General features: G+C 71.8%; 26 protein-coding genes. 13 read left to right on the top strand and 13 right to left on the bottom strand.

What is annotated here, in order from left to right; all coding sequences use genetic code 11:
* Positions 1-1,308: endo-1,4-beta-xylanase (locus tag VF330_RS10115; protein ID WP_330851264.1), on the top strand; the 1,308-nt coding region annotated here is incomplete at its 5' end.
* Between the two features lie 41 nt (positions 1,309-1,349).
* Here VF330_RS10115 and VF330_RS10110 read toward each other — a convergent pair.
* On the bottom strand, positions 1,350-2,531 hold the full coding sequence (locus VF330_RS10110) for a hypothetical protein (protein WP_330851263.1): 1,182 nt from the start codon (positions 2,529-2,531) through the stop codon (positions 1,350-1,352).
* 154 nt (positions 2,532-2,685) lie between these two features.
* On the opposite strand from VF330_RS10110, the gene VF330_RS10105 reads away from it, so the two are divergent.
* Both VF330_RS10105 and VF330_RS10100 read left to right on the top strand, forming a co-directional pair.
* Positions 2,686-3,552: a GntR family transcriptional regulator gene (locus tag VF330_RS10105; protein WP_330851262.1), complete on the top strand. Its 867-nt coding sequence runs from the start codon at positions 2,686-2,688 to the stop codon at positions 3,550-3,552.
* 141 nt (positions 3,553-3,693) lie between these two features.
* On the top strand, positions 3,694-5,127 hold the full coding sequence (locus tag VF330_RS10100) for a hypothetical protein (RefSeq protein WP_330851261.1): 1,434 nt from the start codon (positions 3,694-3,696) through the stop codon (positions 5,125-5,127).
* Between the two features lie 83 nt (positions 5,128-5,210).
* Here VF330_RS10100 and VF330_RS10095 read toward each other — a convergent pair whose 3' ends face one another.
* A complete protein-coding gene (locus VF330_RS10095; protein WP_330851260.1) occupies positions 5,211-6,095 on the bottom strand; it encodes a LysR substrate-binding domain-containing protein in 885 nt (294 codons plus the stop codon).
* A gap of 79 nt (positions 6,096-6,174) precedes the next feature.
* On the opposite strand from VF330_RS10095, the gene VF330_RS10090 reads away from it, so the two are divergent.
* Genes VF330_RS10090 through VF330_RS10080 form a run of 3 tightly spaced genes read left to right on the top strand, consistent with a single transcriptional unit; the run spans position 6,175 to position 8,796 of the window.
* Positions 6,175-7,389, top strand: a complete 1,215-nt coding sequence (locus VF330_RS10090; protein WP_330851259.1) for an acetyl-CoA C-acetyltransferase — start codon at positions 6,175-6,177, stop codon at positions 7,387-7,389.
* Positions 7,389-8,165, top strand: coding sequence for a CoA transferase subunit A (locus VF330_RS10085; protein ID WP_330851258.1), 777 nt, complete (start codon positions 7,389-7,391; stop codon positions 8,163-8,165). Before VF330_RS10090 ends, VF330_RS10085 begins: the two co-directional genes overlap by 1 nt.
* Position 8,166: 1 nt before the next feature.
* Positions 8,167-8,796 (top strand): CoA transferase subunit B, encoded by a 630-nt coding sequence (locus VF330_RS10080; RefSeq protein WP_330851257.1) that lies wholly within the window; start codon positions 8,167-8,169, stop codon positions 8,794-8,796.
* Positions 8,797-8,828: 32 nt separating this feature from the next.
* Here the strand turns inward: VF330_RS10080 and VF330_RS10075 are convergent, their stop codons facing one another.
* The 7 genes from VF330_RS10075 to VF330_RS10045 form a co-directional block, all read right to left on the bottom strand.
* Positions 8,829-9,767, bottom strand: coding sequence for a TIGR03564 family F420-dependent LLM class oxidoreductase (locus VF330_RS10075; protein WP_330851256.1), 939 nt, complete (start codon positions 9,765-9,767; stop codon positions 8,829-8,831).
* Positions 9,768-9,800: 33 nt separating this feature from the next.
* Entirely contained in the window at positions 9,801-10,748 is a 948-nt protein-coding gene (locus tag VF330_RS10070) for a LysR family transcriptional regulator (protein ID WP_330851255.1), read from the bottom strand.
* A 100-nt stretch (positions 10,749-10,848) separates the two neighbouring features.
* Positions 10,849-11,343 carry a cupin domain-containing protein gene (locus VF330_RS10065; protein WP_330851254.1) on the bottom strand — a complete coding sequence of 165 codons (495 nt, stop codon included), beginning with the start codon at positions 11,341-11,343 and terminating at the stop codon, positions 10,849-10,851.
* Between the two features lie 6 nt (positions 11,344-11,349).
* Positions 11,350-12,348, bottom strand: coding sequence for a cysteine synthase A (gene cysK / locus VF330_RS10060; protein ID WP_330851253.1), 999 nt, complete (start codon positions 12,346-12,348; stop codon positions 11,350-11,352).
* Positions 12,349-12,374: 26 nt separating this feature from the next.
* Positions 12,375-13,016 carry a serine O-acetyltransferase EpsC gene (gene epsC / locus VF330_RS10055; RefSeq protein WP_330851252.1) on the bottom strand — a complete coding sequence of 214 codons (642 nt, stop codon included), beginning with the start codon at positions 13,014-13,016 and terminating at the stop codon, positions 12,375-12,377.
* Complete coding sequence (locus VF330_RS10050; RefSeq protein WP_330851251.1) at positions 13,013-13,924, bottom strand: DMT family transporter; 912 nt, start codon at positions 13,922-13,924, stop codon at positions 13,013-13,015. The genes epsC and VF330_RS10050 overlap by 4 nt, the downstream gene beginning before the upstream one ends.
* Before the next feature lie 169 nt (positions 13,925-14,093).
* Entirely contained in the window at positions 14,094-15,926 is a 1,833-nt protein-coding gene (locus VF330_RS10045) for a glycoside hydrolase family 76 protein (RefSeq protein ID WP_330851250.1), read from the bottom strand.
* A 262-nt stretch (positions 15,927-16,188) separates the two neighbouring features.
* On the opposite strand from VF330_RS10045, the gene VF330_RS10040 reads away from it, so the two are divergent.
* The 5 genes from VF330_RS10040 to VF330_RS10020 all read left to right on the top strand — a co-directional run bounded on the left by VF330_RS10040 (position 16,189) and on the right by VF330_RS10020 (position 21,399).
* Positions 16,189-18,033 (top strand): sigma-70 family RNA polymerase sigma factor, encoded by a 1,845-nt coding sequence (locus tag VF330_RS10040; protein ID WP_330851249.1) that lies wholly within the window; start codon positions 16,189-16,191, stop codon positions 18,031-18,033.
* 64 nt (positions 18,034-18,097) lie between these two features.
* Entirely contained in the window at positions 18,098-19,153 is a 1,056-nt protein-coding gene (locus tag VF330_RS10035; RefSeq protein ID WP_330851248.1) for a DUF1996 domain-containing protein, read from the top strand.
* Positions 19,154-19,687, top strand: a complete 534-nt coding sequence (locus tag VF330_RS10030) for a DUF305 domain-containing protein (RefSeq protein ID WP_330851247.1) — start codon at positions 19,154-19,156, stop codon at positions 19,685-19,687.
* 34 nt (positions 19,688-19,721) lie between these two features.
* Positions 19,722-20,522, top strand: coding sequence for a lipoyl protein ligase domain-containing protein (locus VF330_RS10025; protein WP_330851246.1), 801 nt, complete (start codon positions 19,722-19,724; stop codon positions 20,520-20,522).
* 163 nt (positions 20,523-20,685) lie between these two features.
* Entirely contained in the window at positions 20,686-21,399 is a 714-nt protein-coding gene (locus VF330_RS10020; protein ID WP_330851245.1) for a DUF1963 domain-containing protein, read from the top strand.
* A 7-nt stretch (positions 21,400-21,406) separates the two neighbouring features.
* On the opposite strand, the gene VF330_RS10015 is transcribed toward VF330_RS10020, so the two are convergent.
* Entirely contained in the window at positions 21,407-22,636 is a 1,230-nt protein-coding gene (locus VF330_RS10015) for an epoxide hydrolase family protein (protein ID WP_330851244.1), read from the bottom strand.
* Between the two features lie 220 nt (positions 22,637-22,856).
* Between VF330_RS10015 and VF330_RS10010 the strand changes: the two genes are divergently transcribed.
* A complete protein-coding gene (locus VF330_RS10010; protein ID WP_330851243.1) occupies positions 22,857-24,083 on the top strand; it encodes a putative glycoside hydrolase in 1,227 nt (408 codons plus the stop codon).
* Between the two features lie 53 nt (positions 24,084-24,136).
* On the opposite strand, the gene VF330_RS10005 is transcribed toward VF330_RS10010, so the two are convergent.
* From VF330_RS10005 to VF330_RS09995, 3 genes are read right to left on the bottom strand one after another with little or no spacing between them, the layout of a single operon-like run.
* Positions 24,137-24,793: a GOLPH3/VPS74 family protein gene (locus VF330_RS10005; RefSeq protein WP_330851242.1), complete on the bottom strand. Its 657-nt coding sequence runs from the start codon at positions 24,791-24,793 to the stop codon at positions 24,137-24,139.
* Between the two features lie 28 nt (positions 24,794-24,821).
* Entirely contained in the window at positions 24,822-25,424 is a 603-nt protein-coding gene (locus tag VF330_RS10000) for a response regulator transcription factor (RefSeq protein ID WP_330851241.1), read from the bottom strand.
* Positions 25,421-26,497, bottom strand: a complete 1,077-nt coding sequence (locus VF330_RS09995) for a sensor histidine kinase (protein ID WP_330851265.1) — start codon at positions 26,495-26,497, stop codon at positions 25,421-25,423. The genes VF330_RS10000 and VF330_RS09995 overlap by 4 nt, the downstream gene beginning before the upstream one ends.
* Positions 26,498-26,673: 176 nt before the next feature.
* Between VF330_RS09995 and VF330_RS09990 the strand changes: the two genes are divergently transcribed.
* Positions 26,674-26,904 (top strand): ATP-binding cassette domain-containing protein (locus VF330_RS09990; RefSeq protein WP_330851240.1); only part of this gene is annotated, 231 nt, incomplete at its 3' end.

Raw genomic sequence — 26,904 nt, 5'->3', positions numbered from 1 at the left:
GTTTCCTCGCTGGTCGCGGCCACTGCGGGAGCGGCGGTCCTCGGAGCGACGCCCGCCAGTGGCGCGGCCTCCACGCTCGCCGCGGCGGCCCAGCAGAGCGGCCGGTACTTCGGCACCGCGGTCGCGGCGAACAAGCTCGGTGACTCGACCTACGTCGGAATCCTGAACAGGGAGTTCGACATGGTCACGGCCGAGAACGAGATGAAGATGGACGCGACCGAGCCGAACCAGAACCAGTTCAGCTTCGGCAACGGCGACCGCATCCTGAACCAGGCCCGCAACCAGGGCAAGCGGGTCCGCGGCCACGCTCTCGCGTGGCACTCGCAGCAGCCCGGCTGGATGCAGAACGTGTCCGGTACCGCTCTGCGCAACGCGATGCTGAACCACGTCACGCAGGTCGCGACGTACTACAAGGGCAAGATCTACGCCTGGGACGTCGTCAACGAGGCGTACGCCGACGGCGGCAGCGGCGGGCGTCGCGACTCGAACCTGCAGCGCACCGGCAACGACTGGATCGAGGCCGCGTTCCGCGCGGCGCGGGCGGCCGACCCCGGCGCGAAGCTCTGCTACAACGACTACAACACCGACAACTGGTCCGCGGCCAAGACCCAGGGCGTGTACCGCATGGTGCAGGACTTCAAGTCCCGGGGCGTCCCGATCGACTGCGTCGGTTTCCAGGCGCACTTCAACAGCGGCAATCCGGTGCCGTCGAACTACCACACGACTCTGCAGAACTTCGCCGCACTGGGCGTGGACGTGCAGATCACCGAGCTCGACATCGAGGGTTCCGGCAGCTCGCAGGCGCAGCAGTACCAGGGCGTCACGCAGGCCTGCCTGTCGGTCGCGCGCTGCACCGGCATCACCGTGTGGGGCATCCGCGACAGCGACTCGTGGCGCGCCTCCGGCACCCCGCTGCTGTTCGACGGCAGCGGCAACAAGAAGGCCGCTTACAACTCCGTCCTCAACGTCCTGAACAGCGGGTCGACCACCACCCCGCCGAGCTCGACGACGACCACGACGACCACGTCCAACCCCGGCGGCGGGGGCTGCACGGCGACGTACTCCGAGGGCGAGAAGTGGAACGACCGCTTCAACGGCAACGTGACGGTGTCCGGCTCGGACAACTGGATCGTCACCGTGACCGTCAGCTCGCCCCAGCGGATCATCGCGACGTGGAACACCACCGCGACGTGGAGCTCGCAGAACGTGATGACCGCACGCCCCAACGGCAACGGCAACACGTTCGGGTTCACGATCCAGCACGGCGGCAACTGGAACTGGCCCAGCATCTCCTGCCAGGTGGCGTGACCTGACGCGGGAGGGCCTCGGCGGAGGCCCTCCCGCACCCGTCAGAGCACCCCGCCCGGCCTGCGCCCGGCTTCGAACGCGAGGACCTGCTCGGCCGTGAACGGCGGACCGAGCAGGTCCTCGCGCAGTGCGTGGCACCGGAACATGTCCGCGATGTAGTGCATGCGGTCGGGCAGGTCGGCCCAGTCCCGCGCGGCGGTGCCGGCCAGGCTGTCCGGTGTCGGGTCGACGACCGCCAGCAACGCCAGCAGGTCCGGGTCGGACAGCTCGGCGAGCGCCGGCGGGAAGGTCGCCCGCAGGTCGCTGCTCAGGTCGAGCAGCTCACCGCCCGGCAGCGCCAGCGTCATCAGGTGCCGGGTCACCGCGACGCGCGCCACCGCACGTGCCCGGCTCGCCAGCTCGTCCGCCGCCGCACGCACGGCCTTCCGCCTGCCCAGCACGGTCAGCAGCGCCACCCGCAGCCACCGGACGACCCGGTTGCCGGGCAGGAGCCGGTCGAACAGGTGCCGTTCGAGCTCGCGCGGGTCCACCACCGGTGCCTCCATCGCGGCGGCGATCTCCGGCTGCAACCGCGTCTGCTCGTGCAGTCCCACCTCGACGTTCGCCAGGAGCAGCAGCTCGGCGCGCCGCTTCTCGCCGGGCGTCGTCATCGCCCGGTGGTAGCGGGTGAAGGCCTGCCGCAGGTAGCGCTGCCCGTCCGGCGGCTCACCCGGCCGCAGCGCGTCGCGGAACTCCTCGAACCGCTCCTCGTCGCCGGGCGCGAGCGCCAGGAAACGCGCGAACTCGCGGGCGACCTCCTCGAAGACCTTCAGGTTGCCGCGCGCCGCCGCGGCGCTGACGTCGTCGAGCCGCGCCGCCGCCACCACCGCCTGCCGGACAGTGGTGTGGGCGTGGTCCAGGACCTCGCGGGGAACGGCCAGCCGGATCCCGCGCACGACCAGCTCGGCCGCCGCGGTCACCTCCGGCGAGGACCGCAGCCGGTGCTCCACCGTGCGGGCGAGGTCCTCCTGGCGGATCGTCTGCCCGACCTGCTTGGACGCCCACACCGCGAACGTGCACCAGTTCGCGGATCCGCCGGTGCGGGCGGCCAGCGCCCGCGACAGCCGGTGGTAGCAGTGGGTGATCCGCAGGTTGCGGACGACGGGGTCGGCGTGGGCGGCGATCGCCTCCACCTCACCGACCGCCGGCGGGGCCTCCTCGACGCTGGTCTTCCTCTCGGGCATCACGTCCCAAGGTCGTCCGCGGGGCGCGGAACGCAACATCGCCCAGGTCAGTGCGGCAGCAGCACCAGGCAGATCACCGTGTCCCCTCACACCGGTGCGCGGGCTTCCCGCCGCCGTAGACTGCCGCGTACGCACTTCCCGTGAGGATGGACGCATGCCGCCGACCCAGCTCACCCGTCAGGTCGCCGCGCGCATCGTCGACTACATCAGGTCCGAGCAGGTCAGCGTGGGCACTCGGTTGGCGGAGCGCACCCTGGCCGAGCACCTGCGCGTGTCCCGGTCCCCGGTGCGCAACGCCCTGCGCCTGCTCGCCGACTCGGGTGCGGTCGCCGAAGCCGAACGCGGCGGCTACACCGTCGTCGACACGGATCCCGACCTCGTCACCGAGACGGAGGAGGGCGTCGACGAGACCGTCTACCTGGCGATCGCCGGCGACCGCCTGGACGGCGACCTGCCCGACCGGATCACCGAGAGCGCCTTGGCCCGCCGTTACTCCCTCACGCCCGCGCAGCTGAACCGCGTCCTGCGCCGCGCGTCGTCCGAGGGCTGGATCGAACGACTTCCCGGCTACGGCTGGGAGTTCCGGCCCACCCTCACCTCCCCGCAGTCCTACGCCGACAGCTACCGCTTTCGGCTCACGATCGAGCCGGCTGCGATCCTCGAACCGACGTTCGTGCTGGACCGGGCGGCGGTCGAGCACGTGCGCGAGCAGCAGCAACGCCTGGCCGACGGCGCGATCCACGAGTTGGACAACGTCGCGCTGTTCAACATCAACCACGTCTTCCACGAGACGATCACCGAGTGCAGCCGCAACGAGTTCTTCATCGAGGCGCTGCGCCGCGTCGACCACCTGCGGCGCCTGGTCGAGTACCGCCGCTCGCTGCCGCGGTCGAGCGGCGTGGTGCGGTGCCGGGAGCACGTGGAGATCGCGGACCTGCTGCTGGCGGACCGGCGGGCCGAGGCGGCCGAACGGATGCGGGAGCACCTTGGCACGGTGACGGCGGAGAAGACCGACACCTGACGCCCCGGAACCCCCCAACGGCGGCACACCCGCTGCGGCGGAAGATCCAATTTCGCGAACGAGCCATCCCCGGCACGCCGGCGCGCGTCTTCAGATGACGAGGGGCCGCGTCGCAGCGGCCCACGGACACTGGGGATTCTCTTGCGCGCACTGATGATCGGTGCCGCGGTCGCTCTGACCGCGGCACTGTTACACGGCACCGCTCACGCGGCACCACCGTCCAACGACGACTTCGCCGACGCCACGACGATCTCCTCGTTGCCGTTCACCTCCACGGTGGACACGCGGGACGGCGCGGCGGCGGACGACGACCCGACGACCTGCGACTGGGGCACGAGCAGCGTCTGGTACCGCTACACAGCACCGGCTGACGGTTTCGTCAGGATGACGACCGACCGCCCGGACGGCGAGAACCCCACCCTCTCCGCCTACACCGGCACCCGCGGCGCGCTGACCTGGACGCCGGGTGCCTGCAAGTACCCGCACGGCGGCGGGTCGGACACGTTCGCGGTCACCGCGGGCACCACGTACCACTTCCTGTTGCAGGACAGGGAGTTCGCCGGGCCGGTCGGCTTCCGGCTGAAGCTCGTGCCCAGGGCCGCCAACGACGACTTCGCGGCGGCCGTGGAGGTGCCGTTCGGCACCGACGTCACGGGTGACACCGGTCCGGCCACGCTCGAAGCCGGCGAGGTGAGGCCGAGCTGCGAGAGCTCCACCACCCGGTCGGTGTGGTACCGCTACACCGCCGACCACGCGGGGTTCATCGCCGCTCGGGTCACCCAGTACCTCCCCAACGCGACCATCAGCGCCTTCCGCGGCAGTGCGCTGACCGAGGTGGACTGCCTCAACAGCAGCCACCGCCCGCTCGTCTTCGCCGCCACGCCCGGTGAGACCTACTACCTCCGGGTCGCGGACGGCATCTACTCCGCGGCACCCGTCACCGTGCGGATCGAGGACGCTCCGCCGATCAGGCCCGACGCGACGTACGTGCTGCCCGACCAGCCCGGTGTCTTCGACGAGGTCCGGTTCGGCATCGAGCCGAACGACCCCGCCGGCCGCTGGCTGCGCGGCGGCGAGATCCACTTCGGCGACGGCACGTCCGCGCCGATCCGGGCCTCGGAAGGGGTGTCGCAGGTCCTGCACACCTACGCCGCCGACGGCGAGTACGACGTCACGATCTTCGGGTACACCGCGGACGGCAGGTCCGGCACCACGACCAGGAAGCTGAAGATCGAGACGCACGACGTCACCGTGACGGGCCTCAGCGCACCCGCGGAGGCCGTGGTCGGCGACGCCGGGACCGTCGAGGTGTCGCTCGGCACCACCCGGTACGACGAGGACGTCGTCGTGGAGCTGTTGCGCCGCAAGTCCACCGGCTACTGGGACGTCGTCGGCACCGTGACCCGGCCGCTGCCGAAGGGCAGCACCGCCGTCGTGCCGTTCACGTACACCTTCGCCAAGGAGGACGCACGCCTCGGCAAGGCGACGCTCAAGGCGCGGGTGCGCATCGCCGGCCACGAGGACAACCACCCGGTCGACAACGAACGGGTCGTCCAGACGACCGTCGTCGAGTGAGGAAGGTCGGTCAAGGGCAGTAGGAGCCACCTCCTGAACCGTCCGGGCAGCGCCGAGGAAGTCGTTGCCCGGACGGGCTCCTCTCACCCGCTGACGTGGGTGGCGAGCAGCCCGAGCGCCCTCCGCAGGACGGGCGAGTCGTCCTCGGCGCGCACCGCCGCGACGAGGTCGATCCCGCGCTTGCCCGCGAGCGGCCGGTAGGTCGTGCCCGGCACGCCGAGCTCCGCGACCGGTTCCGGCACCACGGCCACGCCGAGCCCGGCGGCCACGAAGGTGACCAGGGTGGACGTCTCGGCGACCTCGTGCCGGAAGCGGGCCTCGAACCCCGCCGAGCGGCACAGGTCCGCGACGATCCCGTGCATCACCGACCGGCCGTGGGAGGCGTGCACGATCAGGTCCTCGTCGCGCAGGTCCTCGACCCGCAACCGGGCGCGCCGCGCGAGCCGGTGGTCCTCCGGCAGCGCCACGATGAACCGGTCGCGGCGCACCGTCCGCACCCGCACCGCCGGGTGGTCGACCGGCGGGCGCAGCAGGGCGAGGTCGATGCGACGGGCGAGCAGCGACTCCAGCTGGTCCGGTGCGAGCATCTCGCCGCGGAACACGAAGTCGACGGCCGGCAGCTCCTCCCGCAGGGCGCGGGCGAACGCGGGCAGCAGGCTGTAGGTGGCGGACCCGACGCAGCCCACGACCAGGCGGCCCTGGAGTCCCTCCGCCACCCGCCGGGCCTCCACCGCCGCGTCGTCGACCGCGGCGAGCACGGTCCGCGCGCGGTCGAGGTAGACCGCGCCCGCGTCGGTGAGCTCGACCTTGCGGGTCGTGCGGTGCAGCAGCGTCACCCCGAGCTCGGCCTCCAGCTGCTGGATCTGCTGGGACAGCGGCGGTTGCGCCATGTGCAGGCGTGCGGCGGCACGGCCGAAGTGCCGTTCCTCGGCGACCGCGACGAAGTACCGCAGGTGACGGAGTTCCACCCGACTGATATTCGCAGAGTCTCAGTCCGGGCGAAACGCGTATTTCCGGATATGGCCGGACAGGCCTAGCGTCGATGGCATGACCGACGTCGTGATCTGCGAACCCCTCCGGACCCCGGTCGGCCGGTTCGGCGGAGCCCTGGCCGCGGTGAGCGCCACCGGCCTCGCCACCGCCGTCCTCACCGAACTGGTGCGCCGCACGGGCCTGCGCGAGGGGGACGTCGACGACGTCGTGCTCGGACAGGGCTACCCCAACGGCGAGTCCCCCGCGATCGGCCGGATCGCCGCGCTCGACGCGGGCCTCGGCACGGGCGTCCCGGGCCTGCAGGTCGACCGGCGCTGCGGCTCAGGGCTGCAGGCCGTGCTGTACGCGGCGGGCCAGGTCGCGACCGGTGCCGCGAAGGTCGTCGTGGCCGGTGGCGTGGAGTCGATGTCGCAGGTCGAGCACTACGCGCTGGGTCTGCGGACCGGTGTCCGCAGCGGTGGCGTGCAGCTCGCCGACCGCCTCGACCGGGCGCGCGAGACGGCGGGTGGCCGGTTCCACCCGGTGCCCGGCGGCATGATCGAGACGGCCGAGAACCTCCGCCGCGAGTACGGCATCTCCCGCACCGAGCAGGACGAGCTCGCGGTGCGGTCGCAGCAGCGGTGGGGCGCCGCGGACGAGGCGGGCCGGTTCGCCGACGAACTGGTGCCGGTGACCGTTCCCGGCCGCCGGGGCAAGCCGGACGTCGTCGTCGACCGCGACGAGCACCCGCGCCCGGACACCACGCTCGACGACCTGGCCACGCTCCGGCCGGTGCGGTTCAAGCTCGACCCCGAGTCCACGGTGACCGCGGGCAACGCCAGCGGCCAGAACGACGGCGCCGCGCTCTGCGTGGTCACCACCCGCGCCGAGGCCGAGAAGCGCGGGCTGCGGCCGTTCCTGGCCCTGAAGTCGTGGGCCGTGGCCGGTGTCGGGCCGGAGGTGATGGGCATCGGGCCGGTGCCCGCCACGGCCGCCGCGCTCGACCGCGCCGGGCTCACCCTCGACGACGTCGACGTGGTCGAGCTCAACGAGGCGTTCGCCGCCCAGGTCCTCGCGGTGCTGCGCGAGTGGAAGCTCGACCCGGCCGACGAACGGCTCAACCCCAACGGTTCCGGCATCTCGCTCGGCCACCCGGTCGGCGCGACCGGGGCGCGCATCCTCGCGACGCTGGCGCACGAGATGCGCCGCCGCGGCAGCCGGTACGGCCTGGAGACGATGTGCATCGGCGGCGGACAGGGACTCGCGGCGGTCTTCGAGGCGGTGCGGTGATGGGACTCGACAAGGTGGTCGGCGGCCCGGCCGAGGCGGTGGCCGGCATCCGGTCCGGTGCGAGCGTCGCGGTCGGCGGGTTCGGGCTCGCGGGCATCCCGTGGTTCCTGATCGAGGCGTTGCTGGCGCAGGGCGCGGACGACCTCACGATCGTGTCCAACAACTGCGGTGTCGACGGCGCCGGTCTGGGCCTGCTGCTCGAACACCGCCGCATCAGCCGGGTGATCGCCTCCTACGTCGGGGAGAACAAGGAGTTCGCCCGCCAGTACCTCGCCGGCGAGCTGACCGTCGAGCTCACTCCCCAGGGGACGCTCGCGGAACGGCTGCGGGCCGGCGGTTCCGGTGTCGGCGCCTTCTACACGCCCACCGGCGTCGGCACGATGGTGGCCGAGGGCGGCCTGCCGTGGCGCTACCACTCCGACGGCACGGTCGCGCTCTCCTCACCTCCCAAGGAAGTGCGCACGTTCCACGGCAGGGAGATGGTGCTGGAGGAGTCGATCGTCACCGACGTGGCGCTCATCCGCGCCGCCGTCGCCGACCGCGCGGGCAACTGCGTCTTCCACGCCGCCGCCCGCAACTTCAACCCGGCCGCCGCGATGGCGGGCCGGTTCACCGTCGTCGAGGCCGAACGCGTGGTCGAGACCGGCGAGATCGCCCCGGACCACGTGCACCTGCCCGGCGTGTTCGTGCAGAACGTCGTCGCGCTCACGCCGGAGCAGGCCGCCCGCAAGGACATCGAGAAGCGCACCACCCGCGCCCGCCAGGAGGCGAGCTGACATGCCCTGGACCCGCGACGAGATGGCCGCCCGCGCCGCGCTCGAACTGCGCGACGGCGAGTACGTGAACCTCGGCATCGGCCTGCCCACGCTCATCCCCGACCACCTGCCGGCGGACTCCACCGTCACGCTGCACGCCGAGAACGGCATCCTCGGCGTCGGCCCGTTCCCCTACGACGACGAGGTCGACCCCGACCTGATCAACGCGGGCAAGCAGACCGTCAGCGTCCTGCCCGGCGCGTCGTTCTTCGACTCCCCCACCAGCTTCGCCATGATCCGCGGCGGGCACATCGACACCGCGGTGCTGGGCGGCATGCAGGTCTCCGCCCGCGGCGACCTCGCCAACTGGATGGTGCCCGGCGCGATGGTCAAGGGCATGGGCGGCGCGATGGACCTCGTCAGCGGCGCCCGGCGGGTGATCGTGCTGATGGAGCACGTCTCCCGCAACGGCGACGCCAAGCTCGTGGAGTCGTGCAGCCTGCCGCTCACCGGCCGCGGCGTCGTCGCCAGGGTGATCACCGACCTCGCCGTGCTGGACGTGGCCGACGGCGAGTTCTCGCTGGTGGAGCTGGCGCCGGGCACGTCACGCGAGGAGGTCGTGGAGAGGACCGCGGCTCCGCTCACGGGCTGAGACCGCGGGATCCTCAACCCCGGCAAGGGTTTCTAACGGCCGAGGGCTCCGGCGAGCCGGCGCGTGCGGCTCTGGGTCGCGGCGTCGAGGTCGTGGTGCCCGGTGAGCACGACCTCCGTGGCACCGGCCTCGACGTACTCGCGCACGCCCTTGGCGACGGTGTCCTCGTCGCCGATCAACGCCACGTCCGCCGGGTCCTCGGTGCCGTTGAGCGCGAGGACGCGCCGGTAGGACTCGAACTGCCGGTAGAAGGCGAGCCCGTCGGCCATCGTGCGGCGCGCTTGCGGGTCGGTCGTGACGGCGGCGGGCACGACCGCGACGATGCGCGGGGCCGGCCGTCCCGCCTCGGCCGCGGCGGCGGTGATGGCGGGGACGATGTGCTCCGCCAGCACCTTCGGACCGGCGAGCAGCGGCACGGTCCCGTCCGCGAGCTCGCCCGCCACCCGCAACGCCTTCGGTGCCATCGCGGCGACGAGGACGGGCGTGGGCCGCGCGCCGCGGACGTGCGTCTGCCGCATGGGCCCCGCGGTGTCCAGCCCGCCCCTGTTCTCCCCGGTCTCGCCGCCGACCAGGGGCATCAGCGCCGTGAGGAACTCGCGCAACCGGGCCACGGGCCGTTCCCAGGGCACGCCCAGCACCGTCTCGACGATCGGCTTCACGCCGAGCGCGACCGCGAGGTGGAACCGGCCGCCGGTCCCGGCCTGCGCGGTCTGGGCCTGGCTTGACACCAGCAGCGGGTGCCGCCCGAACACCGGCACCGCCGACACGCCGACGTCGACGCCCGGCACGCGCGTGCCGACCAGCCCGGCCAGTCCGATGGCGTCGTAGTCGAGCCGCTGCCCCATCCACACCGAGCCGACGCCGGCCTCCGCCGCCTCGGCGGCCTCCTCGACGACGGCCTCGACCAGGTTGTCCCCCGCCGTGCCCGCCAGCGTGACGCCGTACCGCACGGCCCGCGAAGTGATCGACATGCCACCACTACACCCGCCCCGGAGGCGGCGGCGTCACGCTGATGCCCGCCTACCGGCTTTCCGATGCCTCTTGAGCATCAGCAGGTTCAGCCGCTTGCCCGTGTCCGGGCAGTGCACCGCCGTGACGGCCAGGAACGCGTCCAGCGGCGGCGACTCGTCCGTCGTGCGGAACGCCATCGTGAGGTCCGGCAGCCGCACCGGCGGTTCCACCTCCACCATCACCGTTTCCGGTCTCGTCAGGCGTCGCGTGCTCGACGGCAGCAGCCCCACGCCCATCCCGCACGCGGCCAACCCGATCACCGTGTGCACGTCACGGGCGTGCGTGACGTTCGTCGTGCGGTCGAGCAACTCGCTCAGCGCCCGCCGCGCCGCGGGCTCGTCGTCCGCGGGCGCCGCGATGAGGGCCTGACACCGCAGCTGGTCGAGCGACACCGCCGCCTGCCCCGCGAACGGGTGCGCGCGGTGGCACACGGCGATGAGGTGGTCTCCGGCGACCGGCACGGCGGTGAGCCGCTCGGCCCCTTCCCCGGTCGGCGCGCCGCGGCTGATCGCGAGGTCGATGTCGCCCGCCACCAACGCCGCCCCGCACTGCGCCGTCGACAGCTCCCGGCACTCCAGCCGAACCCCGGGGTGCGAGGACCGGAACCGCGCCAGCAGCGACGGCAGCAGCTCGACGAGCGCCTCGCCGACGAACCCGAGCCGCAACGTCCCGCTCTGCCCGCGCGCCGCCCGCCGTGCCTCCGTCGCACCGGCCTCGACCTGCTCCAGCACCTGCCGCGCGTGGGCCGCGTACACCTCGCCGGCGGCCGTCGGCACCACGCCACGGGCCGTGCGGTCGAACAGCGCCGTGCCGAGCTCCTGTTCCAGGGCACCGATCTGGCGGGACAGCGACGGCTGGGTCATGCCCAGCGCGTGGGCCGCGCGCCGGAAGTGCCGGTGCTCCGCCACCGCCACCACGTACCGCAGTTGCCGCAACTCCATGCCGCCGAGTCAACCACCCCGATGCCCGGCGGGCATCGGAAACGACACCGCGGGCGCGGCGACCGGAGTGGTCACCACGCCCGCGGGCGGGGAGAAGAACTCAGTGACGGCCCCAGTTCGGCACGTCGTAGCCGTTCATCGTCACCTCGAACTGGTCGTACTTCGCCATCAGCGTCAGCAGCTCGTCCTCGGTCGGCTTGTTGCCGTCGGCGTACATCTCGGAGAGACCCCGGAAGTACTCCTCGCGGTTGAGGGCCGGCGTGAAGATGATGAGCATCGTGGCCTGGTCCTTGTACGGGTTGTGGAACCCGTGCGACATCCCCATCGGCACGTTCACGTAGGTGCCGGGAGGCGCCGCGAACGACTTGCCGTCGAGGTGGAGCTCCACCATGCCGCTCAGCACGTAGAACGCTTCCAGCTGCTCGTTGTGGACGTGCGGCGAGGCGCCCGGCGCGTTGGGGGCCATCCGGTGCTCGTAGATGCCCAGCTTGCCGTCAGTCTCCTTGCCCTGCGCCTTGAAGGTGGTGTGCGTGGTGGTGCCGATCTGCACCGACTCGCCCTCGCCGGGAAGCAGGATGTTGGGCACTTGCGTCATGTCTGGTCACTCCTCGTTGATGGCTGCGTGCGTCTCGCCGGTGTGAGTCGTCGTGTCTTCCTGGTTGAACCACGAGAGGTACCGCTCGCCCGTGTCCGGGAAGACGGTGACCAAGTTCTTGCCCGCGTACTCCGGCCGCGCCGAGAGCACGCGGCAGGCGTGGGCGGCCGCGCCGGACGAGACGCCGACCAGCAGCCCCGCCGTCCTGGCCAGTTCGCGGGCGGTGCGGTAGGCGTCCTCGTTGGACACCGCCAGCACCTCGTCGATCAGGCCCACGTCGGTCGTCGGGGCGACGAAGCCGCCGTTGAGGCCGGGGATGCGGTGCAGGCCGCCCCAGCCCTGGCTGAGCACGGGCGACCCCTCCGGCTCCACCGCGACCACGCGGATCGCCGGGTTGCGCTCCTTCAGGTACTTCGCGGTGCCGCTGAGCGTCCCGCCGGTGCCGACGCCGCAGACGAAGACGTCGACCTCGCCGTCGGTGTCGTTCCAGATCTCCGGGCCGGTGGTGGCGTAGTGCGCCGCCACGTTGTCGGGGTTCTCGTGCTGGCAGGCGAACCACGAGCCGGGACGCTCGCGGTAGATCTCCTCGGCCTTGGCGATCGCGGCGACGTACCCCTCCTGGTAGGGCGTCATCACGATCTCCGCGCCGAACGCCTTGAGCAGCTGGATGCGTTCGCTGGTCGCGCTGTCCGGCAGGACGATCACGCACTTGTAGCCGCGGGCCGCCGCGATCGCCGCCATGGAGATGCCGGTGTTGCCGGAGGTGGCCTCGACGATCGTGCCGGAGCCCCTGGTGAGCTGGCCGCGCTCCTCCGCGCCGTTGATCATGTAGAGCGCGGCGCGGTCCTTCACGCTGGACAGCGGGTTGGCCATCTCCAGCTTCGCGTACAGGTGCGCCGTGGTGACGCCGAGGTCGAGCCTGACTGTGGGTGTTCCGCCGATCAGGTCCACGAGCGACTGGGCAGGCGGTCGGTGGGTGAGGGTCTGACTGACTCGGGTCTCCACGAGGCCCTCCGATCAGGGTTCGGTGGTCACCAGCTGGGGAAGAAGGCCGGGCCCTTGTGCTTCTGGCCGGCGACCACGACGGACTGGCGGGGCTTGGCCGCCTTCGCCACGCCGCGGGTCGACCTCACGTTCGGGATGGAGAACGGCGCCAGGACGCGCGAGTCGGCGGGGACGTCGCGGATGACGAGTGCCTGGGCGCCCACCACGGAGTCGTGGCCGACGGAGATCGGGCCGAGCAGCGTCGCGTTGGCCCCGACCACCACCCGGTCACCGAGCTTCGGGTGGCGGCGCGAGCCCTCCGGCCGCTGGTTGTCGTGCCACCACCCGACGGCGCCGAGCGTCACCTGGTGGAAGATCGTGACGTCGTCGCCGATCACGACCGTCTCGCCGATCACGACGCCCGCGCCGTGGTCGATGAAGAAGCCGCGGCCGATGGTGGCGCCGGGGTGGATCTCGATGCCGCCGGTCAGGAGCCGGGCGAGGACCATGACCAGGCGGGCGCTGCGCCGGTGACCCCGCAGGTGGAGCCGGTGCGAGACGCGCCAGCCCCAGATCGCGATGACCGTCGGGTGCAGCAGTGCCTCGCTGCGCGACAGGATCGACGGGTCGCGGTCCATGACCATGTCCAGGTCGGCGGCGATCGTCCGGAGCAGCGCCCTGGCGTTCACCGGACCGCTCCCGCGTTCTCGGGAGTGCTCTTGCGCAGCTGTCCGAGCCTGTTCTCCGCGTACGCCACGCCGACCAGCACGACCAGGCCGCCGGCGACGAGGTTCCAGGTGATGTGCTCACCCAGGAACAGCACGCTGATCAGCACCGCGAACACCGGCACGACGTAGTTCACCGCCGAGGCCGTGGTCGCGCCGACGTCACCGATGAGGCGGAAGTACAGCACGTAGGCCAGGCCGGTGGAGAACAGGCCGAGGACCACGATGCTGAACGTCACCGAGCCGGTGAGGTCCGGGACGCGCCAGTCGAGGAACGGCGTCACGACCGCCTGCAGCACCGCGGCCGCGACGAGCTGCGACGCGGCCAGCGCCAGCGGCTTCAGGCCGAGCGGCGACAGGTACTTGCGGACGTACACGAAGCCGACCGCGTAGCTGATGGCCGCGCCGAAGCAGGCCAGCCGCCCGCTGAGCGAGCCGAGCGACTCGTGCCACGGGCCGACCAGCAGCACCACGCCGATGAAGCCGAGCCCCAGGCCGATCGCCTTGCGCGGAGTCGCGCGCTCCGTGGGCAGGGCGGCGGTGGCCAGGGCCAGCGTCAGCAGCGGCGAGGCGCCGATCAGGACGCCCGCGATGCCGGCGCCGGTCGTCTTCTCGCCGTAGGACAGCAGCAGGAAGGGGATCACGTTGCCGAACAGGCCGGCGGCCGCGATGTGGCCCCAGACCTGCACGGACCGCGGCAGTGCGACCTTGCTGATCGCCGCGATCGAGAGGAGGACGGCCGCGCCCAGCACGAGTCTGGTGAGCACGAGCTGCCCCGGTGTCAGTCCTTCGAGTGACACCTTGATGAAGGTGAAGCTGCTTCCCCACAGCAGCGCCAGCAGCAGGAAGCGCGCGACGGATGCCTTGTCCATTGCTTCTCGATTCGGGTCATCTGTCAGTAGTCACGAGAACTTCACCATGCGTAACTAGTGGCGCGGTCGAGCCGCGGCTCCAGCGCTGGTAGAGCGCGGGAGGACCGACAACGATCGAGACCAAACGGACATCGTTGTCCGTAGCTGTGCGTCATGACCGCCCGAGGGGTCAGCCGAGCACCGCGTTCAGGCCGCTGGCCTGCGTGCGCCAGTCGGCCTGGTCGGGGCTGCCGCCGGCCCAGCGCTGCCCGATCCGGTTCAGCGGGTCGCGGTCGCTCGTCCAGACCGAGTCGGACTGCCTGCGCGCGTACTGCCGGTAGGCGGCGGACCCGGTGGCCCCGGCCAGGTCGTTCAGGAAGCGGACGAAGACGCCCTTGAACTGCTTCTGGTTGTCGTCGCAGGAGGCCGTGCCGACGTCGCACGACTCGGTGAGCACGCCGTCGCGGGTGAGCGAGGTGCTCGCGATCGCCGAGTCCGCGAGCCGGCGCGCGGCGTCGAGGTAGCGGGTGTCGCCGGTCAGGCGCCAGACCTCGGTGAACCCGCCGATGCCGAGGCCCTGGTTGTAGGTCCACACCGTCTGGCCGTTGTTGCGGCAGTCGCCGGTGAGCCCGTCGTTGACCAGCCCGGCCGAGCCGGCCAGGCCGCTGCCGAGGTACCAGTCGGCGGCGGTGCGGGCCCGTTGCAGCCACACCGCGTCGCCGGGCGTGCGGCGGCTGATCGACGCGGTGAGGCGCAGGTACTGGCCGTTCGTCACGGCGTTCTTGTAGGTGCGTTCGCGGTCCCACCAGACCCCGCCGCCGCACGTGCGGGTGTCCCAGTACTGGTGGACGTAGTTCGCGATGGTGGTGGCCATCGCCAGGTAGCGCTGGTCGCCGGTGTGGTCGTAGGCGGCGACCCAGGCGAGGCCCCACCAGGCGCTGTCGTCGATGGAGCGGCTGATGAAGTCGCCCTCGATCGCGTCGGTGCCGCGCCGGCCGGCCGCGAACGTGCCGCGGTTGACGTCGAACGTCCGCGCGATCACCCAGTCGTAGTCGTGCAGGCCGGAGTCCATCACCGCGGTGAGCGTCGTGGCGGAGTTCCACCAGCTCGACGGCCACCACGCCGTGGACGGGTTGTAGGAGTACAGCAGGGCGTCCGCGGCGGCACGGGCCCTGCTCGGCACCGGCCGCGCCCAGGCCGTGCAGCTGCCTTCGTTGTGGGCCGCTTCCCTGCCGCACGCGCGCACGGCTCCGCCGAAGTGGCGGCCGCGCGGGTCCCGGGTGGAGAACATCGTGGTGCGGGTGGACGTCGCCCCGGCCGGGGTCGCGGTCCTGCCGAGCGACGACCCGCCGGGCCAGCTCACGCCGCTGTCCCACGACCGGTCGAGCCAGACCTCGTCACCCTGGCCGCCGGCCTCGATGCTGCCCCACGCCATGCCGTTCAGGTCGGTGTGCAGACGGATCGTGCGGCCGTACAACGTCGTCGACGGCACAGGCTGCGCGTCGCCGTTGGCCTGACCCGCGCCCGTGCGGTCGCACAGCACGTCGCACACCGTCGGGTAGATCCAGTCCGTGCAGGTCACGCCCGCGGCGTCGCCACACGCGCGGAGGAGGCCGCGCTTGTGGCCGACCGGGTCGGTGACGTTGTACATCAGCGTCCGCGTGCCGGTCCACGTGCTCGGGATGCTCGCCCGGCCGAGCAGGCCCTCCCAGCTCGCGCCGCCGTCCCACGACCTGTCCAGCCAGACCGAGTCGCCGGTGACACCGTTGTCGACGCTGCCCCACGCCATGCCGTCGCGGTCGGAGACGTGCAGGACGATCCGGCGGCCGTTGAGCTGCTTCTCCGGCACCGGGAACGTCTCCTGGGCGGCGCGGGAGGGGTCCAGGGTGTCGCAGGACAGGACGCAGACGACGGCGGCCGTTCCCACCGACGAACCGGGAGACGGGCTGCTGGGCGGCGGGTTGCTCGGCGGGGCGGGGATCGGCGCCAGCGCCACCAGGAAGGCCACCAGAAGGTTCAGCACGCCGACCACCCCCGCATCCGTGGGAACGCTCTCATAGTCTTGAACCCGGTACGGCCAGGTCAACGGCGTGGCAGGTTCATGTCCCGGACAAGATTCAGGTCAGCTCGGTGAGCTCCCCACAGCCCGTGTGGTCTACTTCCGGCCTTGGCGTCGAAGGCCGGTCCGCGGGCCTGAGAAAAATCTTCGAGATTTTCCGTTATTGCCGCTCACCTGGGACATCTCCTGATCAGAGGACCCCGGAGAAGCGGCAAGTGAGGTGGGCATGGCGGCAGTGCGGGAACCCGGCGTCGCGACGGTGGTGGCCGCGCGCGACGGCGACCAGCGCGCGCTCGACGACCTGGTGAGCGGCTACCTGCCCCTCGTCTACAACATCGTCGGGCACGCGCTCGGCGGGCACGAGGACACCGACGACGTGGTCCAGGAGACCATGCTGCGGGCGGTGCACGGGCTGTCGTCGCTGCGCGACCCCGCCGGGTTCCGGTCGTGGCTGGTCGTCATCGCGATGAACCAGATCCGGATGCGGCACCGCGAACGCCAGCGCGTGCCCGTCACCGGTGAGATCGTCGAGGACATCGCCGACCCCGGCGCCGACTTCGTCGACCTCACGATCATGCGGCTCCAGCTGTCCGGGCAGCGCCGCGAGGTCGTGGCCGCCACCCGGTGGCTCAGCGCCGACGAACGCGAGCTGCTGTCGCTGTGGTGGCTGGAGGCCGCCGGACGGCTCACCCGCACCGAGGTCGCGAACGCGCTGGAGCTCACGCCGCAGCACACCGCCGTGCGCGTGCAGCGGGTCAAGGCGCAGCTCGACGCCGCGCGGATCGTCGTGCGGACGCTGGAGCGCACGCCGCGCTGCCCGGAGCTGGCCGACGTCGTCGCGGACTGGGACGGCGACCCGAGCGCGTTGTGGCGCAAGCGGATCGCCCGGCACAGCCGCGACTGCGCCCGCTGCGAGCGGGCCGGTCACGACCTCGCGTCCGTCGAGGGCCTCATCGCGCGGCTGCCGCTGGTGCCGCTGCCGGCCGCGTTCGGGTTCGACCCGTCCGCGCTCGTCGGCACGCACGTGACGTTCTCGCACGCGCCCGCCGACCCCGTGACGAGCGGCAAGTTCGGCCTCTTCCTCAAGGGCGCGCTGGTGAAGCCCGTCGCGGCCGCGGCAGCCGCGGTGGTCGCCGCGGGCGCGATCGTGGTCGCCGTGCTGCCCTCCCGCGAGGAGCAGCCGGTCGCGCAGACGATCACGGCCACCACCGAGTCCACGCCGGCGACGACCTCGCTCACCACCACGACCACGCCGCCCGTCTCGACGACACCCCTGCCGTCGTCGACGACGCAGGCGGCGGCACCTCCTCCTCCGCCGGCGCCCGCGACCAAGATCGCGGCGTCGGCGAAGAAGGGCGTCAGCACCTGGAACTTCGACGGCGTCGGCAAGGCGCTGACCGACGTCCGCGCGGGCTGGTACTACAACTGGGCCGTGCACCCCGACGGCGTCCAGGCGCCGGCGAACGTCGAGTTCGTGCCGATGATCTGGGGCGCGAAGTTCACCGACGACGCGACGATCGCCCGCGCCAAGGCCAATGGCAGGGTGCTGCTCGGGTTCAACGAGCCCGACTTCCCCGACCAGGCCAACATGACGCCGCAGCAGGCACTCGACCTGTGGCCCAAGCTCGCCGCGACCGGGCTGCGGCTCGGCAGCCCCGCCGTCGCGCACAGCGGCGACAAGGCGGGCGGCTGGCTCGACCAGTTCATGACCGGTGCGGCGCAACGGGGTCTGCGCGTCGACTTCATCGCGGTGCACTGGTACGGCTCGGACTTCAGCGCCGCCGCCGTCGGGCACCTGAAGAACTACCTGGAAGCCGTGCACGCCAAGTACGGCAAACCCGTGTGGCTGACCGAGTACTCGCTCATCGACTTCTCGGGCGGCTCGGCGCGCTACCCGTCGCAGGCCGAGCTCGCGGCGTTCGCCCGCGGGTCCAGCGCCATGATGGAGGCCCTGCCGTGGGTCGAGCGGTACGCGTGGTTCGCGCTGCCCGCCGACAAGCCCGGCACCGGTCTCTACGCCCCCGGCGGCACCCCCAACCAGGCCGGTCAGGCCTACCGCGACGCGGGCTGACCCGCGCCGCTCCCGTTCCGCACCACCACCCTGTGCCAGTTCACCCTGCTCGAAAGGACTTTCGATGACCCACGCCCACACCCCTTCACGGCTGAGGAGGCGCGTCCTGATCGCCGCCCTCGCCGTGGCCGGCGTCGCGGCGTCCGCAGTGACCGCGAACGCGATGTTCTTCACTCCCCCGAAGGCACCGCCGGTCGCGTCCTCGACGAGCACCACCACCACGACCACCACGTCGCGGACCCCGGCTCAGGTGGCCGACCCCACGACCGCCGCTCCCGCGCAGACCGGCACGTCGACCGCCGCCCCGGCGACCACCAAGGCCGCCGTCGCCCTGCCGCCGCAGGAGCCGATCCCGGCGAACGCCGTGCGCGTCGCGGAGTTCGTCGCCGAGTGCCCGTTCACGCACCGCCTGCCGGACGACCCGATCGTGCTCCCGAACCTGCCGGGCGCCTCGCACTCGCACAGCTTCTTCGGCAACGAGTCGACCAACGCGCACTCGACGATCGAGACCCTCGAGAAGGCCGGCAGCACGTGCAACCCGAAGCAAGACCTCTCGTCCTACTGGGTGCCCACGCTGCTGGCCGACGGCCAGCCGGTCGAGCCGACGGGCACGACGTTCTACTACCTCGGTGAGGGCGTGCGCGACGACGTGACCGCGCGCATCCAGCCGCTGCCGCACGGCCTGCGCATCGTCGCGGGCAACGCCAAGGCCACCGCGCCGGACGGCAGCACGCAGTCGCGCTGGTCGTGCCTGCACGCCGGCCACGTCGGCGCGTCGAAGGACTTCGTGAACTGCCCCGCGGGCACGATGCTCGAGTCCTACCTGGACTTCCCGCAGTGCTGGAACGGCAAGGACCTCGACTCGGCCGACCACAAGAGCCACATGGCCTACCCGGTCGCGGGCGACTGCCCGGCCACGCACCCGGTGCCCGTGCCGAAGCTGCGCCAGGTGCTGCGCTACCCGGTCAGCGGTGACCCGGCGAAGTTCAAGCTCTCCTCCGGTCCCGGCTTCACGATGCACGGCGACTTCTTCAACGCCTGGCCCGAGGCCGAGATGGCGCAGCGCGTCCGCGACTGCATCAACCGCATCGTCAAGTGCGGGCCGAACGGCCGCCCTTAAGTGAGGGCTCTGATACTCGCGGTGGTCCTGGCGGTGGCGGGATGCAGCGCCCAGGCCGCACAGGAAACCACCAGGACCGCCGCGACCCCACCCGAGCTGTCTGCCACGGACCTGTCGGGCACCGACCTGGCGTTCGTGGACCTGCTCATCCCGCAGAACACCTCGGCGCTGGCCGCGCTCGACCTGGCGGAGCCCGGTTCCGCGCTGCGGCCGGTGGCCGAGCGGGTCGCCGCCACCTACCGGGCCGAGCTGGAGCAGGCCCGTGCCGTGCTGGCGCGGACGGGACGGCAGGAGTCGGGCCAGCACGAGGGGCACGACATGCCGGGCATGATCACGGCGGCCGAGCTGGCGTCGATCCGGCACTCCCCCGACGTCGACGGGCAGCTCAGGACGTTGCTGCGCGCCCAGTTCGAGGAAGCGCGCACCGTGGCCCGCGCCGAGCTCGCGTCCGGCACGCACCCGCCGGTGCGCGACCTGGGCGCGAGCATCGACCGCACGAGGGCGGAGTTCCTCGCGCTGCTGGGTGCGGCGTAGCGGGCGGAGCCGGGTCGTGGTCGAGAATCGTGGTGTGAACACCTTCGACCAGACCCGGCTCCTCGCGTCCGGCAGCACCGGCGATGCCGTCACCGAACTGGTGGTCCCGGCACTGCTGCTGCGCGCACCCAGCGCGTCGTGGTCGCAGTTCGTCCACGTCTACGTGCCGCAGGGCCCCGCGGTCGCCTTCAGCGGCCGCGACCTCCGCTCCCCCGGCATCGCCGCCGCCACCGAGGTGGCGCACGCGGCGGGGTTCGCGACCGTGGTCCGGTCGCCGGGCGGGCGGATGGTCGCCTACGACAGCGGCGCCGTCGTCATCGACCACCTCGACCGCACCACCGGCATCCGGCACCCAGGCGGCGCGACGTTCGCCGCCAACGCCGAAAGCCACGTGCGGGTGCTGCGCGCCCTGGGTGACGTCGACGCCCGCGTGGGCGAGGTGGACGGCGAGTACTGCCCCGGCGAGTACAGCATCAACGTCGGCGGCGTCGCGAAGGTCGTGGGTTCCGCGCAACGCGTCACCGCCACCGGGTCGCTGTTCAGCACCGTGGTGCAGGTCTCCGTCTCCGACCGCGTGCGTGCCGTCATCGAGGACGTGTCCGACGCTCTCGGCTACGACCTGCGGCGCAGTTCGATCGCGGGCCTGGCCGACTACGCGCCCGCGCTCACCTCGCAGGAGGTCGCCGCGGCTTTCACGGCTGACTACCGCACCCGGCTCGGCATGGTGGACGGGAAGGTTCCGGCCGAGGTCGTCGCGCACGCATCCGTCGCGAATGGACCGTCGCCGTTCCACGTGGACGACTGGACGCGCGCGCATCCCCTGCCGGCCACCTGAGTCGCGCCGATAGCATGCCGGCATGAGTTCCGCACTGCGAGAACAGCTGGCGGCCTTCCAGGAAAAGGCTGTCGCACAAGGATTTGCCGCCGATGAAGTTCAGCACTGGGCCGACGTCGCCCGTCCCTGTACCAGGTTGACGCGCAATGGGGACGGACCGGTCGTGGGTCAGTTCGGCGGTCCGCTCCTGCTCCCCGCCGACGTGCCCGACCAGGAACACCCCTACGTCGCCACCATCGACCTCGCCGCGCTTCCCGCCGGGAGCACGGACCTGCCGCTGCCCCCGGACGGCCGGCTGCTGCTGTTCGTCTTCCCCGAGGACGACGGCTGCTGCGGCGACATCGGCAGCGTCGTGTACGTCCCCGAGGGCACTCCGGTGGTGGAGCGCGACATGCACACCACCTGGTACTCCACAGTGGACGAGTACCGGGAGTACATGGAGCAGTTCCCGCAGGGTCCGATGCACGCGGCCGTCGACGTGTCGCTGCCGCACTACTGCGACGAGGACTTCTCCGACGACCTGCGGTGGGAGGCCGACTGGCCGCCGCACTCCGAGGAGCTGCTGAAGCTCGTGCGCGAGGCGCAGAACGACATCGGCGACTGGGGCACGTTCCAGCTCGGCGGTTTCGCCTCCGAGGAGGTGGCCGACCTCCACGACCCCGTCGAGAGCATCGTCGAGGCGGCCAAGACGGCCGTCGCCAAGGGCAAAGTGGACTTCGCGGTCTCGGAGGACCCGGCGGACTGGGTGCTGCTCGCCGACTGGCACGTCGACGTCGACGGCTGGGAGGGCATGAGCGTCCACTGGGCGGTGCAGCGTCGCGACCTGGAGGAACGGCGCTTCGAGCGCGTCTTCGTCAGCCGGTACTGGAACCCGTAGAGCGAGATCAGGGCCGGCGGCCGCGGAACGTGCGGCGCAGGTCGTCCACCCACGCCTCCGGGTTCTCCCAGGGGATGAAGTGGCCGCCGCGCTCGTGGGCGTTGACGTTGACGTGGTTGAAGAACCCGGCCATCGGGCCGTTCTCGAACGCCTCGACGCGCTGCCGGGCGGTGTGGACACCCGGCGGGTTCTCGTAGTTCACGAACGTGAGCCCGACCGGGGCCTCCACCACCGGCACGCGGTCGTGCGACGGCGTCCACGGGTGGCGGTTGGCGTTGGCGTAGTAGCGCATCGACGTGGCGATGGAGTTGGTCACCCAGTAGATCGTCGCGTGCGTGAGCAGGTCGTCCCTGGTGAACACCGACTCGACGTCGCCGCCGTTGTCGCTCCAGGCGTTCCACCGCTCCAGCAGCCACGCGAGCAGACCGGCGGGCGAGTCGCTCAACCCGTGGGCCAGCGTGGCGCCGTCGATCATGTGCACGGCCAGGTGGGTGGCCCACCGGAGGTCCTGCTCGATCACGCGGGCGCGGACCTCGGGCGGCTGGTCGTCGGTCAGCGGCCGGTTGCGGGCGAAGTCCCACGCGCGGGGGCCGGTGAAGAAGTCGAGCGGCAGCCCGGAACCGATGTGGACGCCGTACAGCGAACCCGCGTACTTGTGGCCGAGCTGGCTGGAGACGATCCCGCCGATGTCGCAGCCGGCGGCCGCGTAGCGCTGGTGGCCGAGGGTCTCGGTCATCAGGGTGTGCCAGAGGTCGGCGACCTTCCAGAAGTTGACGTCCGGGAAGCCGGTGAGCGGGCCGGGGAAGCCGAAACCGGGCAGTGACGGCACGATCACGTCGAACGCGTCGGCCGGGTCGCCCCCGAACGCCGCCGGGTCGGCCAGCGGGCCGATCACCTTCGACCAGTGCCAGAACGTCCACGGCCAGCCGTGGGTCAGGACCAGCGGGATCGGGCGCGGGCCGCGGCCGGGTTCGCGCAGGAAGTGCACCGGCACGCCAGCGACGGTCGCCTCGCAGTGCTCGTGGGCGTTGATCGCCTTCTCGGCCGCACGCCAGTCGTAGCCGTCGCGCCAGTACTCGACGAGCTCGCCCAGGTAGGCGGCCGGAACGCCGTAGGACCAGTCGTCGTTGCCCTCGTCCAGCGGTGCGCGGGTCAGCGCGAGCCGGGCGCGCAGGTCGTCGAGGACCGCGTCGGGCACGTGGATCGGTTTCGACGCAACGACGTGCGAGTCGGTCAAGGCGCGGTTCCTCACTGTGCGGCAACGCTTTCCGATGCTATCGGCCCCGCCGGGTCGCCCGACCGGGAGCGGTGGCCCCACACACGGTGTCGTTCGGGCCCAACGCAGCACCGCAACAGGTGGTTTACCGCGCAAGCACCTCCCGCGCCTCCGGTTCCGGGTACCTCGTGAATGCGCTCCTGCGGACCGAAGAAAGACCTCTTCACGACTGGGAGAAACAATGTTCGAGGCAACCGGAACTGCTCGGAGAATTCTTCTTCTGACGGTGCTCCTGCTCGCCGTCTCGACCGCGCCGCCGCTCGCGGCGCAGGGCTTCGCACCCGCGGGGCGCGCGCAGTCGTTCTGGCTGCACCTCAACAGCACGCCGGTGTCGGACGCGACGATCGCCACCGAGGCCAAGCGCCGCGGGCACGTCGTCCTCAACGCCTGGGAGGGCGACATCCGGGCCAAGCTCAAGGCGGCGAACCCGGCCGTGAAGGTGTACGTGTACAAGGACTTGTCCTCCACCCGCTCGTACGCGTGCAAGAACGGAGTGGACGACGCCCAGCTCCCCACGGGCCTCGGCTACTGCACCGTCCGCGCGAAGAACCCCGACTGGTTCCTGCGCGGGAAGAACGGCAAGGAGCTGCTCTACTCCGGCTACGACGGCCATTGGCAGATGGACGTCGGAAATCCCGCCTATCGGAAAGCGTGGGTCGACAGCGTCGTCTCCAACGCCAAGACCACGGGATTCGACGGTGTTTTCCTGGACAACGCCCTCTACACCTGCGACGCCTACCACTCCGGCGAATGCCCGGCGAGATACCCGGACAACGCGTCGTTCCAGGAAGCCTACAAAGGAATGCTCGCCGAGGTGAAGAACGGGTTCGCCGCGGCAGGGCTGACGTCCGTCGCGAACCTCGCCAACGCCCGCCTGCAGCCGGGCGGCTGGGAGGCCTACAGCGCCTACGTCGACGGCGGGTTCGACGAGTGGTGGCTCGCGTTCTCCAGCGCCAAGCTCCTCGAGGACTACGAGCAGGGCTGGCGCAAGCAGGTCGCCCAGATCGCCGTCAGCGAGGCGAGCGGCAAGATGACCTGGGTGCAGCCGCACTTCGACGTGGGCGACGCGAAGGCGTTCCGGTACGCGCTGGCCAGCCTGTACATGACCACCGGCGGCAAGGCCTCGATCGCCGAGGTCGCGAAGACCGACGGCTACGGCGACCCGACGCCGTGGCACCCCGAGTACGACTGGAACCTCGGCTACCCGGCCGGCGCCTACCGGCAGGTCGCGGACAAGGTGTACCGCCGCGACTTCACCTGCGGCGTGGCGCTGGTCAACGCCAACCCGACCGGCAGCGCCGAGGTCCCCGTGCAGCTCCTGCGCACCTACACCGACCACGACGGCAAGCAGGTCAGCTCGGTGAGCCTGCCCGGCACGACCGGGGCGGTGCTGCGCGCGAACTGCTGACGGGTGAGCGAGTTCGAGGCCCGGAACGGGTTCCGGGCCTCGAACTGCTCGGATCAGGTCACGACGGTGGACACGACCGCGACCGTGACGGCGGCGCTGGACGCGGCGATCGCGGCCGCGGTCCTGGTCACCGCCGAGCTCACGGCCTCCGCACCCCAGTTGCCGCGTTCGAGCTCCTTCGCGCGCCGGGCCACGTCGCCGGACCACGCGAGCTTCGGCCGCAGCGCCGGCAGCGCGCCGCTCGCGGACAGCAGCGCGGTCAGGGCGGCGGTGCGCGGGTCGGGCTCCTGGCCGTCGACCAGCACGGCGCGGATCCGCTGCCGGACCTCCTCCTCGTGCCGGGTGTCGGCGGCGGGCAGCGAGGTGGTGCGGAACAGGCCCAGCACCCGCTTCTCCTCGCGGCGCACCATGCCGCGGTCGACGAGCCGGTCGACGACCTTCTTCCACACGTCGGCACCGATCTTGAGCAGCAGCGAGTCGACGGACCGCGGCTTCTCGGCGACCTTGTCCCAGCCGCCCCGCAGCAGCGGGTCCTGCGGCGGTGCGTCACCGGTCGGCACGACCTTGCGGTCCCGCACGTCGACCAGGCCCTCCAGGGCCAGTTCCACCAGCAGCGCGCCGCCCATCGCGTAGTGCAGGGTGCCCGCGGCCGCCGGTGTGCCGGACTCGTCGTCCATCAGCAGCAGGGCGAGGTCCTCGACGATCAGCATGGTCTTCCTCTCCTCGGAACGGTTCTTCTCAGAGCCAGTCGTGTTCTCGTGCGAACCGGGCGGCTTCGTGCCTGGTCCTGGTCTGCGTCTTCTGCATGGCGTTGGACAGGTAGTTGCGGACCGTGCCCTCCGCCAGGTGCAGCCGCGCCGCGATGTCGGCGACCGAGTAGCCCTCCCTGGTCGCCCGCAGCACGTCGACCTCCCGGTCGGTGAGCGGGCAGTCGTCGGCCACCGCGAGCGCGGAGACGTCCGGGTCGACCCACCGCCTGCCGCTGTGCAGGGCGGCGATCACCGACGTGATGTGGGCGGGGTCCGCGGCCTTGCTGACGAACCCCTGCACCCCGAGCTTGAGCGCCTTGCGCAGCACGCCGGGCCGGGCGTGCCTGGTGAGCATGAGGATCACCTGGCCGGGCAACGACCTGCGGATCTCCGCGACCGCGGCGAGCCCGTCCACGCCGGGCATCTCCAGGTCGATCACGAGGACGTCCGGGCGGTGTGCGAGCGTGGCCGCCACGGCCTGCTCGCCGTCCTCCGCCTCAGCCAGGACCGTGATGTCGCCCTCCATCGGCAACAGCGCGGCCATCGCCTTGCGCAGCAACGCCTCGTCGTCGGCCAGCACCACCGTGGTCATCGCGCCACCCCCGCCGGGAACGCCGCCGCCGTCACGAACTCGCCGCCGGTCTGCGACGCGGTCAGCTCTCCTCCGGCGCCCGCGAGCCGGTCCCTGAGCGTCGACAGGCCGCGCAGCTCCGGCGGGCCGTCTCCGGCCGCGCCGTCGTTGACGATGGTGATCCCCGACTCCGCCAACGTGATCCGCACCTGCCCCGCCTGCGCGTGGCGCAGGATGTTCGTGGTCGTCTCGCGCAGCACCTGCCCGAGCAGCTCGCTCGCCTGCCCGTTCACCGCGCCCTGCCTGACGATCCGCACGCGGATGCCCGCGGCCTCGAACAGGTTCTTGGCGTTCTCCAGCTCGGCGGCCAGGTTCAGCCGCCGTTGCGCGTACGCGAGCTCCTTGGTCTGCTTGATCGTGTCGCCGACCAGGGCGTTGATCTCGCGCAGCTCCTCCTCCGCCCGGCCGGCGTCGCGCCGCACCAGCTTCTCCGCCAGCGCGGTCTTGAGCTTCACGACGTGCAGGGTGTGGCCCTGGATGTCGTGCAGCTCGCTCGCGAACCGGATCCGCTCCCGCGCCACGGCCAGCTCCGCCTCCTGCTCGCGTGCCTCGTCCAGCTCCGCGAGGACCTGGTAGAAGGCCTGGTTGGCGAACATGAACCCGAGCGTGACCACCAGGACGCCGGAGGGGACCAGCACGTACAGGAACGCGGTCGTGCCGGGGTTGCCCTGGTGCACCAGCGACCTCGCCGCGCCTGTCGCCGCGACGAACACCACGACCGCCACCGCGGCGGCGATCCGGTGCCGGGGCAGCTGGGGCACGATCAGCGGCGCGACGACCGAGATGCCGTAGAACGCCGTGGTGCTGCCGCTCACCAGCGCGCCGAAGACCAGCACGGCCGCGACGGTCACCAGCAGCGGAACCGCGTGCGCCATGACCTTCTCCCGCGCCCACAGCACGACCCCGACAATCGCCGCGAGCACTCCCACGGCCAGCACGACCGCCTCCCACCACCGGGTGGCGTCGAAGACGGTCAGCAGCGTGCCGACCGGGACGAGCACCGTGAGCTGGGTGGTGATGTTCAGCCTGCTCATCCGGCCGCGGGCCGATGTGGTGTACCGGTGTCCACTGTGGCTCGCCGGCACCTCTGTCCGTGTCACGACCTCAGTATTTCGCCGCCCCGGTGACCGCACCAGTGACGCCACGTCATGCCTTCGTGGTGACGTGGCGGCACTGCCGGACGGCCGCCGCGGGCGGTGGAATCGGCGGCATGTCCACCACACCCGTCATCGAAGTCGAGCGGTTGAACGTCCGGTACGGCTCGTTCCACGCCGTGCGCGACCTGTCCTTCCAGGTGCGACGGGGCGAGCTGTACGCGCTCCTGGGCACCAACGGCGCCGGCAAGACCTCGACGCTGGAGACCGTCGAGGGCCACCGCACCGCCACCTCGGGCACCGTGCGCGTCTTCGGCAGGAACCCCGCCGACCGCGCCGCCGTGCGC

It is taken from the genome of Lentzea sp., assembly GCF_036380075.1.
Taxonomy (GTDB): domain Bacteria; phylum Actinomycetota; class Actinomycetes; order Mycobacteriales; family Pseudonocardiaceae; genus Lentzea.
The sequence above is the reverse complement of the archived record's forward strand: the minus strand, read 5'-3'. Positions and strand labels throughout refer to the sequence as shown.